Raw genomic sequence first — 13,072 nt, forward strand, 5'->3', positions numbered from 1 at the left:
ACGCCTCTTTCCCGCGCCCGTTCATGCGAACAGCGGACGCGGGTCGGCAGAACGCCGGGTCGCGGGGGCGAAAAAGCACACATAGCCTCGCAAAGGTGACATCTCCCCGACTGCCACGGACCCGGAGCGCCGCACCCGGCAGGGCCTGGCTTCCCGGCCGGTCCACCGGGCCTCTCGCCGGTACACTCACCGGCCTGCTCGCCGTGCTGTCCGCCGTGTGCTGGCTGCTGCTCCCCGCCGCGACCGCCCGCGCCGACGACCCCGTCGAGCTGTCCCGGGACGGGCAGATCACCGACCGGGTGGGAGCCCTGGGCGACCGGACGGGGCAGGTGGAGGACGCGCTCGACCGGTTGTACGACGACGAGCGCATCCAGCTCTTCGTCGTGTACGTACGCGATTTCTCCGGCCGGTCCGGACAGACCTGGAGCGACGAGACCGCCAACCGCAACGGTCTGGGCCAGGACGACGTGCTGCTCTCCGTCGCCACCCACGACCGGCAGTACGCCTACTCCGTCGACTCCGGCTCCCCGCTCACCGACGAGCAGCTGCGGGACGTGGCGGGCACCGCGATCGAACCCGCGCTGCGGGAGAACGACTGGGCGGGGGCCGCGATCGGCGCGGCCGACGGCTACGGCTCCGCACTGGCCGGACGCCCGGTGACCGCCCCCGCCATCACCCCGGGGCCCGCCGACCCCGGGACGGGTGACTCCGGCTCCACCGGCGCCCGCGACTTCATCCTGCCGGCGGCCCTCGTGGTGGGCGTGGGCGCGGTCGGCGCCTACGCGTACGCCCGGCGCAAACGGCGCACGACGACCCGCACCACCCCGGCGGCCACCGGCTGGGGCCGGGGCGCGGGGGCGGGCGGTGCGCCGGAGCCGCCGACACCGCTGCCGGAGCTGGACGGGCAGGTCAAGCAGGTGCTGGTGGACACCGACGACGCGGTCCGCACCAGCGAGGAGGAACTCGGCTTCGCCACCGCCCAGTTCGGCGAGGAGGCGGCCGAGCCCTTCACCGAGGCGGTCGCGCGGGCGAAGGACGAGCTGACGCAGTCGTTCCGGTTGCGTCAGCAGCTCGACGACGCCTTCCCCGAGGACGACGCGACCCGCCGTCGGATGCTGGAGGAGATCCTGCGGCGGTGCGCGACCGCGAACGAAGGTCTGGACACCGTCTCCGAGGACTTCGACCGGCTGCGCGCCCTGGAACGCACCGCGCCGGAGGCCCTGGCCACCGTGGACGCCACGCACAGCGACCTCGCCGGACGGGTCGCGGCGGCCGATTCGGGCGTCGCCGGGCTGCGCGAGCGGTACGGGGAGGGCGCCGCCGCGCCCGTGGCGGCCGACGTCGAGCAGGCGAAGGACCGGCTCGTCTTCGCGGCCTCGGCCGTGGGGCAGGCCCGTACGGCGGTCGAGGGCGGCGAGAACTCCCGGGCCGCGGTGTACATCCGGGCCGCCGAGGGAGCGGTGGGCCAGGCGGGCACGCTGCTGGACTCGGTGGACCGGCGGGCGGCGGAGCTGGGCGAAGCCGCCCGGAAGCTGCCCGCCGCGCTGACCGAGACGGAGACCGACCTCGCGGACGCGGGCGGGCTGCTCGAAGGGACCGCGGAAGGAGCCTCGACCGCCGATCTGCGCGGCCGGATCGCCCGCGCGGAGGCCGTGCTCGGCGATGTGCGGCGCGCGACGGCCGCGGGACCGTACGACCCGATCGACGCGCTGCGCCGGGTGGAGGAGGCGGACGCGGCCCTGGACGAGGCGCTGGCGGGGGCCCGGGACCAGGAGCGGGGCGAGGCGAAGGCCCGGACCCTCCTCGATCAGGCGATGCTCACCGCCCGGTCCGCGATCGGGGCGGCGGCCGACTACATCACGACCAACCGGGGCGCGGTCGGCAGCCAGGCCCGTACCCGGCTCGCGGAGGCGCAGCGGCGGTGGGAGCGGGCCCGGGAGCTGTCGGCCACGGACGCGCAGGGGGCGCTGGCCGAGGTGCGCGAGGCGGACGCGCTGGCCGGGCAGGCGATGAGCCTGGCCGAGCAGGACGTCCGCGGCTTCGGCTCCCCGCAGGGGCCCGGCTCCGTGCGGGGCGGTGGCGGCGGCATGGGCGGGGCGGTGCTCGGCGGCATCATCCTCGGCGGGCTGTTCGGGGGCGGCGGCCGGAGCGGGGGCATGGGCGGCGGCTTCGGCGGGGGTGGCCGGTCCGGCGGCTTCGGCGGCGGGCCGGGCAGTTTCGGAGGGGGCGGGACACGGGGCCGCCGGGGCGGTGGCGGCCGCTTCTGAACGACCTGGCCCTCGCCCACCTCGCCACCCGTGACCCCTACCAGCGATTTCGACATCCAAGGAGCCGTGCCATGACCAAGCAGACCATCCTCGGCCGCGTCACCCAGCTCGCGAAGGCCAACATCAACGCCCTCATCGATCAGGCCGAGGACCCGCAGAAGATGCTGGACCAGCTGATCCGTGACTACACGAACAACATCGCGGAGGCGGAGCAGGCGGTCGCGACCACCATCGGCAACCTCCGGCTGATGGAGCAGGACCACAAGGAGGACGTCGAGGCGGCGGCCGAGTGGGGCGGCAAGGCGCTGGCGGCCAGCCGGAAGGCCGACGAGCTGCGCGGGGCCGGGTCGGTCCCGGAGGCCGACAAGTTCGACAACCTGGCGAAGGTCGCGCTGGGCCGCCAGCTCCAGTCCGAGCAGGAGGCGAAGACGGCCGGGCCGACGATCGCCTCGCAGAGCGAGGTGGTGGAGAAGCTGAAGGCGGGGCTCGACCAGATGAAGGTCAAGCTCTCCCAGCTGAAGGCCAAGCGCGACGAGTTGGTGGCGCGGTCGAAGTCCGCGCAGGCGCAGAACCAGATGATGGACGCGGTGAAGAACATCGACGTCCTCGACCCGACGAGCGAGCTGAGCCGCTTCGAGGACAAGGTGCGGCGCGAGGAGGCGAAGGCGCTGGGCAAGCAGGAGCTGGCGGCCTCCTCGCTGGACGCCCAGTTCGAGCAGTTGGACAGCCTGGGCGACAGCGCGGAGGTCGAGGCCCGGCTGGCGGCCCTGAAGACGGGCGCGTAGCCCTGGGGGATGTCCGGGCGGGGTGTTCAGTACATGCTCAGGAGCTGCTCCACGGAGAGTTCGGCGGCCGGGGCCCCGTCCGGCAGGGCCAGTTCGAACCAGACGGTCTTGCCGCGCGGGGTGCGGCGCGAGCCCCAGGCGGCGCTGAGCAGGCCGACCAGTTGGAGGCCGCGTCCGCCCTCGTCGGTGTCGCGGGCGCGGCGGCGGCGCGGCTGGACGAGTCCGGCGTCCCACACCTCGCAGACCAGCGTGCGGTCGCGCAGCAGCCGGAGCCGGATCTCGCCCTCGCCGTAGCGCAGGGCGTTGGTGACCAGCTCGCTGACGAGGAGTTCGGTGGTGTCGACCAGGTCGTCGAGGCCCCAGGCGACCAGCTGGGTGCGGGCCAGCTCACGGGCGCGCCCCACGGAGCGGGGTTCGCGCGGCAGCGTCCAGTCCCCGACCGCTTCCCCGGGGAGCCCTTGGATGCGGGCCATCAGCAGGGCGATGTCGTCCTCGCCGTGCCGGGTGTCGAGGGTGCTCAGGACGTGGTCGCAGGCGTCCTCCAGCTCCATCTGCGGGCCGGTGAGGACGGCCCGCAGCGCGTCCAGGCCCTCGTCCAGCGGCTGGTCGCGGGACTCGACCAGGCCGTCGGTGTAGAGGGTGAGCAGGGCGTTCTCGGCCAGCTCGACCTCGACCTCCTCGAACGGCTCGCCGCCGACGCCCAGCGGCATTCCCGGCGGTACGTCGATGAGCCGGGCGGGCCGGCCGGGCTCGACGACGGCCGGGGGGAGGTGCCCGGCGTTGGCGAACGTACAGCGTCGGGTGACCGGGTCGTAGACCGCGTACACACAGGTCGCGAGATACACCTCGGAGAGGTCCGCCTCGCGGGACTTCTGCGCGGCGCGTGAGGGCCACTGCGCTCCCCCGCTGCCGCCGAGGCCCTCGCTGCGCTCGCCGCCGCCCGGGGAGCCGAGGCCGCGGGCCACCTCGTCGAGGGCGGAGAGCACTTCGGCGGGCTCCAGGTCGAGGAGGGCCAGGGTCCGCACGGCGGTGCGCAGTTCGCCCATGGCGACGGCGGCGCGCAGGCCGCGGCCCATGACGTCGCCGACGACGAGGGCGGTGCGGTGGCCGGGCAGCTCGATCACGTCGAACCAGTCGCCGCCGACCTCGGTGGCGGTGTTGCCCGGCAGATAGCGGCAGGCGATGTCGAGACCGGCGGCCTCCGGGTCGCCGGGGGGCAGGAGGCTGCGCTGGAGGATCAGGGCGCGTTCGTGCTCGCGGCGGTAGAGGCGGGCGTTGTCGATGCAGACGGCGGCGCGGGCGGCCAGTTCGGTGGCCAGTGCCCGGTCGCGCTCGCCGAACGGCTCGCTGCCCTTCGTACGGGAGAACTGGACGAGGCCGACGACGGTGTCGTGCGCGACCATCGGCACGGCGAGCGTCGACTGCACGAAGCCCATCTCGTCGCCGGGGACGTCCTCGACCCGGCCGGAGCGCAGCGCCATGGCGCAGGGCGAGCCGAACGGGAAGCGGTGGACGGAGCCGAGCGCGGGCGGCAGGTCGTCCGGGCCCGGGGTCCCGCTGCCCGCCACCGCGGGGGGCAGGGCGTCGGAGACCGCGCTGGCGTGGGCCACCCGGCGCAGCTCGGCCGAGCCTCCGGCGGACTCGCGGTGGGCGGGCCCCCAACTGCCGGGAGCGGCCTCCTCTCCGGTGAGCAGCCCCTGGTAGAGATCGACGGTGGCGAGGTCGCAGAAGCCGGGGACGGCCACGTCGAGGAGCTCGCGGGCGGTGGTCTCCAGGTCCAGGGAATTGCCGATGCGGGCGCTGGCCTCGTTGAGGAGGGCGAGGTTGCGGCGGGCGCTGGCGGCCTCGCGGGCGGCGATGTGCCGACGGGTGACGTCGGTGGCGAGGCCGGCGATGCCGACGGGCCGGCCGGCCCCGCTGTGCACCCGGTAGAGGTTCATGGACCAGTGGCGGCGCTCGGTGCCGCCGGGGGTGGTGCCGACGAGCTGGAGGTCGGTGACCGACTCCCCGGTCTCCAGGACCCGTTTCAGGGTGGCGGACAGCCGGTCGGCCTCGGCCCTCGGCAGATAGTCCTCCACCGTGCGGCCCCGGTGGTCGTCGGCCGCGCCGCCGAAGACGGTGGCGAAGCGCTGGTTGGCCCGGACGACGGCGAAGTCCATGCCGAACAGCACGAAGCCGAAAGGAGATTGACCGAATATGGCCTGTGACGCCGCGAGGTCCGTCTCGATGCTGCGCAGGGCCCGGACGTCCACGACGATACAGAGCGCGGCCCGCTCCCCCCGGCCCGTCAGACTCGGCATCACATAGACCTCGGCGACGCCGTGCGCCCCGCCCTCGCCCGGCATCCGGAAGGGGACGAGGCCCGTCCACTCCTTGCCGTCGAGGATCTCGCCGACCCGACGATGACCGTCCGAGCGCAGCTCGGCGGGCATGAAGGCCTCCACCGGGTCGCGGCCGATCGCCTCGGTCGAGGACATGCCGAACAGACCGGCGGCCCGGCTGCTCCACTGCTCGATCAGACCGTCGGGGCCGATCGAGAAGGAGGCGACCCTGATGTAGTCATAGATCGAGCCGGGCGGGCTGCTCTGCCACACGACATCGCCGGTGGTCCCGACGACATCGCCCGTTGTCCCAGGTATTTCGCTCACGCGACCGTCCCCTCCAGCTCACACACCGGACCGGTCCTGCCCGCAGTATTCAGCACTACGGCCCCGACCGACACGGCGTTCACGATCACAGCAAGGTCTCAGTCCCTTTCAGCCAGGTTCTGCCCGACCTCTGGTGATCGCTGTGCGTCCCTCCACTCTCCTAACCAGGGAGAGCCAGCTCGAACCACACCGTCTTGCCACTCTTTCCGCGACGGGTCCCCCAACGACGTGCGGAACAGGCCACGAGCTGGAGTCCCCGGCCGCCCTCGTCGTCGGGTCCCGCACTGCGTTCGGTGGGTGGATCCGGAAGCGGATCGGAGACTTCCACCAGCAGCACCGGGGCGGCGGGAGAGCGGTCGGCGAGCGGAAGATCCCCGTCCGCGTGCGACTGGACCAGGCGTACGCCGATGGGCCCGGAGGCGTACCGGAGGGAGTTGGTCACCAGCTCGCTGACGAGCAGGACCGCCAGGTCGCCCACCGCGGCGTCGAGGCCCCAGGAACCCAGCGCACCCCGGACGGCGTGCCGGGCGCTCCGCACGGAACCGGGTTCGGCCGGGAAGGCCCACTCGGCGCAGTCGCCTTCGGTATCGATCACGCCGATCACTTCCCAGGGACGACCACGGGCGCACCCCTTGCAAATAGGGACTAAACAGCCCATACCCACCATTTGTTGCCCGCTACCGTGCAACCCGGCGTTTGGTGCAGACGGGCGTACGCGCACCACCGGCCGGGGGTCAGCTCAGCGCGCCCGCCGCCCTGAGGTCATCGAAGAGCAACTGGTCCACGGGCGGCACGAGAGCCCGGTCGGCGAAGGAGAACCACGCCATCTCCTCGATCTCGCTGCTCGCGGCGAGCGTGCCGCGGTAGTCGCCGTAGTAGCAGCTCATCCGCACGACGGCGGCGTCGGGCCGGTCGTCCACGGGGGCCTCGTAGGTCCCGGCGTGCACGACGGTCTCCCGGATCAGGCCGACCGTCAGCTCCTCCTCGACCTCACGCAGGAGGGTCTGCAGATCGGTCTCCGCACCCTCGCGCTTGCCGCCCGGGATGTAGAAGACGCCCTTGCCCCGAGGCCGCGCGCAGAGGATTCTGCCGCCCTCGATCCGCACCCACGCCACCGTGTCGATCAGCACCGCCACCACTCCGCCCCGCTCGCCGCACTCCGGCGGCTTCCGCGCCCCCGGTCGGGCGGGACCCTACCGCCCGCACCGCCGGCGCGTGGAACGCGGGGACGGGCACGGAGGCGGCAGGGCGTGGGCGGAGACGCTCCGCGAAGGCCGTGGGGCCCCGGGGAGGCGGACGGGCCTCCCGGGGCCCCACGGGGCCGTCCGCCGCGTCAGGGCCTGGTGCCCTGACCCACGCGCTCCACCCGGTAGACCTGGTGTCGATGGCGGTCGTCGAGGCCGTCGGCGACCTTCTGCGCCTCGGCCTGCGTGGCATACCTGCCCACGCGGTAGCGGTTGCCTCCGTCGTCCTGCCGTATCACCTGCCAAGGGAGCATGGCGCCGCTGTCGCTCATCGTGTCGCTCCCCCGCATATCGCCCCTCTTCCCACCGGCGTGCACGTCTCTAAGGATCCCCAGGAAACCGCAGTACGCATATGCCCGAGCGTACGCCTGACCTTCACTCAGTGCAGGCGACTTTGCACAAAGAGATACACATCCGGCCATCACGAAAGGGGGCGCACCCGTGGAGTGCGCCCCCTTGTGACCCAACAGCCCCGGCCCGCACGGCCCATCAGCCCCGGCCGACGCCCCTCGGCCGGGCCGACGGGGCGTCACCTCACCTCATCTCACCGGCAGGTGGTACGCGACCCGGTACCGGTCCGCCGGCACCACCACGTCGGCCGTCTCCACGGCCCGGCCCGAGGCGTAGTACGTACGCCCGATGACGATGACCACATGCCCGGGCACGCCACCGAGCGCCAGGAGCTCCTCCGCCAGCCCCGGGCGCGCGCCGACCTCCTCGGCGACGTTGTCCACGACGACGTCGATCGCGGCCATCCGGTCGACCACCCCGCAACCGCCCAACGGGCCCTCCTCCGGCAGCATCACGGGCGTTCGGCCGGTGACGGCGAGCGGCTCCCAGGAGGTGGAGAGCATGATCGGCTCACCCGCCTCCCGGAAGACGTAGTGCGTGCGCATCACGCGGTCGCCGGGCTCGATGCCCAGCCGCTCGGCGATCTCGGGGTTCGCCCCCTCCTGCTCACTGCGGGACTCCCAGGTCCCGCGCGCGCCCTCCGCCGTCTGTTCCTGGCGGAACGGACTCGCCCCCTTGTCCGGCCGGTAGCCGGAGCGGGCGATCATGCGGGGCACGGGGCGCTCGCGCACATAGGTGCCGGAGCCCGAGCGCCCCTCGACCAGCCCCTCCGCCATGAGGACCTTGCGCGCCTCCAGGGCGACGGTGTCCGAGACCCCGTACTCCTCCCGGATACGAGCCTGCGACGGCAGGCGGGTGTGGGGCGGCAGCGCGCCGTTGACGATCTTCTCCCTGAGATCGCTCGCCACGCGCAGATAGGCGGGCTGCTCACCGAAAGTCACAGGCCACTCCCAACAGGTTGACAGTCTGCGACAGCCTGACAACCGTGGGTTGTGCACCGCAAGCATAGGCCAGAGTTTCACCCAATGTGATGATCTCGTGACGGTCCACGCATACCCCGGACGCGGGCACCAGATCGATCCCGGACGTTCTCCGCCTCCACCCTGCCCAGCATCGGGCCGGTCGACACGGCGACGCCGGCATCGCCACCGAAGTCCGGCAACTCCCGGACCCTTGACCATTTTTGGTCCAGACCAATACCTTCCTGTGCACAGCACGGCTCCCGTCTTTCCTTCCGCTTTCCCTCCGCACCGGATCACGCACAGGAACGAGCCTCATGCGTCGAAGAAACCTGTCCCGAATGACCACCGCCGGCGTCGCCCTGGCCCTGCTGGCAGGCATCGCGCCCGCGGCAACCGCCGGCACCGGCCCCGACCGGAGCGACGGCGGCGACCGCGGCAAGGGTCACCACCGCCCCGCGTACAAGAGCATCGGCTACTTCACCCAATGGGGCGTCTACGGACGCGACTTCCAGGTCAAGGACCTGGACACCAGCGGGGCCGCGGCCAAGCTGACCCACATCAACTACGCCTTCGGCAACGTCAACGCCGAGGGCAAGTGCTTCACCGGCAACATCCCCGGCCAGGCCGACGCCTGGGCGGACTACGCCCGTCCGCTCGACGCGGCGGGATCGGTGGACGGCGTCGCCGACACCGACACCCAGCCGCTCGCGGGCAACTTCAACCAGCTGCGCGAGCTGAAGGCCAAGCACCCCGGCCTCAAGGTCATGATCTCGCTGGGCGGCTGGAGCTACTCCACCCACTTCTCCGACGCGGTCCGTACCGCGGCCTCCCGCAAGGCGCTCGTCGCCTCCTGCGTCGACCTGTACATCAAGGGCAACCTCCCGGTGGACGGGGCCCGCGGCGGCCAGGGCGCCGCGGCCGGCCTCTTCGACGGCATCGACGTCGACTGGGAGTGGCCCGGCTCGCCGGGCAACGAGGGCACCGTCTACCGCCCGGAGGACAAGAAGAACTTCACCGCCCTGATCCACGAGTTCCGCACCCAGCTCGACGCCTACGCGAAGAGCCGGGCGAAGGCGGCCGAGGGCAAGGGCCACGGGCACGGGAAGCCGAAGCCCAAGCACTACGACCTGTCGGCCTACGTAGCGGCCAACCCGAAGGCGATCGACGCGGGCTTCGACGTGAAGCGCCTCATGAAGGACTTCGACTTCGTCAACATCCAGGGCTACGACTACCACGTCTCCGGCGAGAAGAAGACGGCCCAGCAGTCGGCCCTGTACGCGAAGAACGACTTCAGCGTCGACCAGACCGTGCGCGACTGGGTTCGCCGCGGCGCGCCCAGGCACAAGCTCGTGATGGGCATGCCGACCTATGGCCAGGGCTGGACCGGAGTGAGCGGCGGCGGCACGGGCATGGGGCAGCCGGCCACGGGCCCGGCTCCGGCCACCTGGGCGGCGGGCTACGAGGACTACAAGGTCCTGAAGCAGCTGGCCGCTTCGGGGACGTACAAGGTCCACCGTGACGCGAAGAACGGCCACGCATGGCTGTTCGACGGCACGACGCTGTGGACGTACGACGACCCGCAGGTGCTGCGCACCAAGGCCTCGTACATCCGGGACAAGGGTCTCGGCGGGGCGATGTTCTGGTCGCTGGACGGGGACACGGAGAACGGCGAGCTGATCACCGCGGTCGACCGCGGGCTCAACCGCCGCTGACACCGAAGGGCCGGGGCGGCCGCGTGACGCGGTCGCCCCGGCCCGATTTCAGGGACTCGGTGGTTCAGCGGGTCGGTTCAGCACGCCGGAGCGTTCAGAACTGGAGCGCCCAGCTGTTGATCCGCCCGGTGTCGGCGTTCGCGTTGTCGCCGACCCGGAGCTTCCAGGTGCCGTTGGCGACCTCGGAGGAGGCGTTGACGGTGTACGTGGTGACCACGTTGTCGCTGCTGCCGCCGGAGCCGTACGCCTTCAGGTTGTAGACCGAACCGTCGGGCGCGACCAGGTCGATCTTCAGGTCGCCGATGTAGGTGTGCGAGATGTTGACCGGGACGCTCAGCGCGGCCGGGGCGTTACCGGTGACACCGGTGACGGTGACCGGCGCCTCGACGGTGGCGTTGTCGTTGATCGCGTACCCGGTGGTGTTCTCGAACTTCTTGCCGGGGGGCGGGGTGGTGCCGCCCGGACCGACGTACAGCAGTCGGTTCGGCGAGCCGGTGCCCGGGTTCGTGACGACCCCGGGGGTGGAGGCCGCGACGAGTCCGGCGGAGACCTGGGCGGGGGTCGAGGCCGGGTTGTCGGCGAGGTAGATGGCGGCGGCGCCGGCGACGTGCGGGCTGGCCATCGACGTGCCGGAGATGGTGTTCGTGGCGCTGTCGCTGGTGTGCCACGACGAGGTGATCGAGGAACCGGGGGCGAAGATGTCCACGATAGAGCCGTAGTTGGAGAAGCTGGAGCGCGCGTCGGTGTTGGTCGTCGAGCCCACCGTGATCGCCTCGGCGACACGCGCCGGCGACTTGGTGGAGGCGTCGGTGGACTCGTTGCCCGCCGCGACGGCGTAGGTGACGCCGGAGGCGACGGACCGGCGCACGGCGGCGTCGAGCACCGAGTCGGCACCGCCACCGAGGCTCATGTTGGCGACGGCGGGCTTGACGGCGTTGGCCGTCACCCAGTCGATGCCCGCGACGACACCCGCGGTGGTGCCGGAGCCGCTGTTGTTCAGCACCCGCACGCCGACGATCTTGGCCTTCTTGGCCACGCCGTGCGCGGTACCCGCCACGGTGCCCGCCACGTGCGTGCCGTGGCCGTTGCCGTCCTGCGACACGTTGTCGTTGTCCACGGCGTCGAAGCCGTTGAAGGCCCGGCCGCCGAAGTCGCTGTGGCTGATGCGGACCCCGGTGTCGATGATGTAGGCGGTGACGCCCTCACCGGCCTTGTCGGGGTAGGTGTAGCGCTGGTCCAGCGGCAGGCTCCGCTGGTCGATCCGGTCGAGACCCCAGGAGGGCGGGTTGGTCTGGGTGGCGGAGACCGTGAAGGTGCGGTTCTGCGAGACGGACGCGACGGCCGGGTCGGCGGCGAACTTCTTCGCCTCGGCGGCCGAGGCCTCGACCGCGTAGCCGTTGAGGGCCGAGCGGTACGTGCGTTCGATGCCGGCACCGTACTTCTTCGCGAGAGCCTTGCCCTGGGCGGAGTCGGACTTCGCGGCCGAGTCCTTCAGCGTGACGATGTAGCTGTTGCTGATGGTGCCCGGGGCGTCCGCGTTCAGAATCACGCCTTCGGGTGCGCGCTCGGCCGCGGTCGCCGGGAGGGCGGCGGTGGCGAGTGCGACGGCGGCTGCGGTGGCTATGACGGTCGCCGCGGCGAGTCTTCGACGGGCCTGGGGGGTGTGACGCGTCCCTGACATGTGAGGGGTCCTCCTCATAGGCGGTGCTCTGGTGGGGGGTGGTGCCCGGAGCCGCACGATCGACTCCCGACAGGGGCATGACAAATCAGCCGTTCGGACGCCCCGTTTTCTGCGTCGTCCGGTGAGCGGCATGCCCTGCTGCCAGCGAAAGATTGACCGATCCATGACGAACTCACAAGGGTGCCTTGGGATGTGCCATACGCGCGCCATTCACCTGCCATACGCCTGACATGCTGGTGGGCATGACGGTCTATCACTGCCCGGCGGACGGGACCCGGTCCGAGATCACTGCCCTGACCTGGTGCTGCCCGGTCTGCAGGGGCCCCTGGGACCTCGACTTCACCCCCGCCGGGGGCGTGGCGCCGAACGCGCTTTCCGGGCGGGTCGATTCCTTGTGGCGTTACGAGGAATTCCTGCCGCTCGCCGCCCCGCCGATCTCCCTGGGCGAGGGCCGCACCCCGCTCGTCCCGCTCACGGAGACCGTCTCGGCGAAGCTCGACTACCTCATGCCGACGCTCTCCTTCAAGGACCGGGGCGCGGTGATGCTCGCGGAGCTGGCCCGGCGGCTGGGCCCGGACCGGGTCGTGGCGGACAGCACCGGCAACGCGGGCACGTCGATCGCCGCGTACTGCGCGCGGGCGGGACTCCCCTGCACCGTGTACGTCCCCGAGGGCACGTCCCCGAAGAAGACCGAGCAGATCCGGGCCCACGGCGCGCACCTGGTCACGGTCCCGGGCGGCCGGGAGGCGACCGCGCTCGCCGCCCGCGGGGCGGCGGACGGACCGGGTGTCTTCTACGCCTCGCACGTCTTCAACCCGTACTTCCTGCACGGCACGAAGACGTACGTGTACGAGCTGTGGGAGGACCTCGGCGGCCGGCTGCCGGACGCGCTGGCCGTCCCGGTCGGCAACGGGACCCTGCTGCTGGGCGCGGCCCTCGCCACCGCCGAACTGCACGCGCTCGGCCTGATCGAAACCCGCCCCCGGCTGATCGCCGTCCAGGCCGAGGCGGTCGCCCCGCTGGCCGCCGCCTTCCACGCGGGCGCGGACGACCTCCCCCCGGCCGACCCGGCCGCCGTGGTCCCCGCCACCCTCGCGGAGGGCATCGCCATCCCCCGCCCGCCGCGCGCCCGGCAGATCCTGGCGGCGGTACGGGCCTCGGGCGGCACGTTCCTGACGGTGTCGGAGGACCGCATCCGCGAGGCGCAACGGGATCTGGCCGGGCGCGGCTTCTACGTCGAGACGACGGGAGTGGCCTGCTGGGCGGCGGTGCGGGAAGGGGGCCGTGCCGCGCCGGGCAGTGTGGTGGTGCCGCTGTGCGGGGCGGGGCTGAAGACGGGCATGGCGGGCTGAGAGGGCCGCGTTCCTCGGCCGGCTCCAGGCCGGGCACGGCGGGGCGAGGAAGCCGCGTTCCTCACCCGAC

The 13,072-nt window shown here is 72.4% G+C and carries 10 protein-coding genes; 4 read left to right on the forward strand and 6 right to left on the reverse strand.

The genetic code is table 11. The features are described 5' to 3' along the window. Positions 1-110: 110 nt before the first annotated feature. Both IE272_RS07380 and IE272_RS07385 read left to right on the forward strand, forming a co-directional pair. On the forward strand, positions 111-2,267 hold the full coding sequence (locus IE272_RS07380) for a TPM domain-containing protein (RefSeq protein ID WP_373304160.1): 2,157 nt from the start codon (positions 111-113) through the stop codon (positions 2,265-2,267). A 71-nt stretch (positions 2,268-2,338) separates the two neighbouring features. Beyond that, entirely contained in the window at positions 2,339-3,052 is a 714-nt protein-coding gene (locus IE272_RS07385) for a PspA/IM30 family protein (protein ID WP_050360629.1), read from the forward strand. A 26-nt stretch (positions 3,053-3,078) separates the two neighbouring features. Here IE272_RS07385 and IE272_RS07390 read toward each other — a convergent pair whose 3' ends face one another. The 5 genes from IE272_RS07390 to IE272_RS07410 all read right to left on the reverse strand — a co-directional run bounded on the left by IE272_RS07390 (position 3,079) and on the right by IE272_RS07410 (position 8,236). Further along, positions 3,079-5,646 carry a SpoIIE family protein phosphatase gene (locus tag IE272_RS07390; protein WP_190006564.1) on the reverse strand — a complete coding sequence of 856 codons (2,568 nt, stop codon included), beginning with the start codon at positions 5,644-5,646 and terminating at the stop codon, positions 3,079-3,081. A gap of 214 nt (positions 5,647-5,860) precedes the next feature. Next, positions 5,861-6,304, reverse strand: a complete 444-nt coding sequence (locus IE272_RS07395; RefSeq protein WP_056700845.1) for an ATP-binding protein — start codon at positions 6,302-6,304, stop codon at positions 5,861-5,863. 130 nt (positions 6,305-6,434) lie between these two features. Then, positions 6,435-6,839 carry an NUDIX hydrolase gene (locus IE272_RS07400; protein ID WP_190006490.1) on the reverse strand — a complete coding sequence of 135 codons (405 nt, stop codon included), beginning with the start codon at positions 6,837-6,839 and terminating at the stop codon, positions 6,435-6,437. Between the two features lie 194 nt (positions 6,840-7,033). Beyond that, entirely contained in the window at positions 7,034-7,234 is a 201-nt protein-coding gene (locus tag IE272_RS07405; protein ID WP_050360633.1) for a hypothetical protein, read from the reverse strand. 249 nt (positions 7,235-7,483) lie between these two features. Next, positions 7,484-8,236: a GntR family transcriptional regulator gene (locus IE272_RS07410; protein ID WP_050360634.1), complete on the reverse strand. Its 753-nt coding sequence runs from the start codon at positions 8,234-8,236 to the stop codon at positions 7,484-7,486. A gap of 335 nt (positions 8,237-8,571) precedes the next feature. Here IE272_RS07410 and IE272_RS07415 point away from each other — a divergent pair, with 335 nt between their 5' ends. Beyond that, a complete protein-coding gene (locus tag IE272_RS07415; protein WP_073957770.1) occupies positions 8,572-9,969 on the forward strand; it encodes a glycoside hydrolase family 18 protein in 1,398 nt (465 codons plus the stop codon). A 94-nt stretch (positions 9,970-10,063) separates the two neighbouring features. Here the strand turns inward: IE272_RS07415 and IE272_RS07420 are convergent, their stop codons facing one another. After that, complete coding sequence (locus tag IE272_RS07420; RefSeq protein WP_050360636.1) at positions 10,064-11,650, reverse strand: S8 family peptidase; 1,587 nt, start codon at positions 11,648-11,650, stop codon at positions 10,064-10,066. 242 nt (positions 11,651-11,892) lie between these two features. Between IE272_RS07420 and IE272_RS07425 the strand changes: the two genes are divergently transcribed. Continuing rightward, complete coding sequence (locus IE272_RS07425; protein ID WP_229897226.1) at positions 11,893-13,002, forward strand: threonine synthase; 1,110 nt, start codon at positions 11,893-11,895, stop codon at positions 13,000-13,002. Positions 13,003-13,072: the final 70 nt, after the last annotated feature.

The organism is Streptomyces anulatus, from assembly GCF_014650675.1.
GTDB classification, from domain to species: Bacteria; Actinomycetota; Actinomycetes; order Streptomycetales; family Streptomycetaceae; genus Streptomyces; species Streptomyces anulatus.

What these genes read in the sequence shown, in the direction of transcription:
- IE272_RS07415 (WP_073957770.1), top strand. Translation starts at nt 8,572, where the DNA reads ATGCGTCGAAGAAACCTGTCCCGAATGACCACCGCCGGCGTCGCCCTG.
- IE272_RS07405 (WP_050360633.1), bottom strand. Translation starts at nt 7,234, where the DNA reads ATGCGGGGGAGCGACACGATGAGCGACAGCGGCGCCATGCTCCCTTGG.
- IE272_RS07425 (WP_229897226.1), top strand. Translation starts at nt 11,893, where the DNA reads ATGACGGTCTATCACTGCCCGGCGGACGGGACCCGGTCCGAGATCACT.
- IE272_RS07420 (WP_050360636.1), bottom strand. Translation starts at nt 11,650, where the DNA reads ATGTCAGGGACGCGTCACACCCCCCAGGCCCGTCGAAGACTCGCCGCG.
- IE272_RS07385 (WP_050360629.1), top strand. Translation starts at nt 2,339, where the DNA reads ATGACCAAGCAGACCATCCTCGGCCGCGTCACCCAGCTCGCGAAGGCC.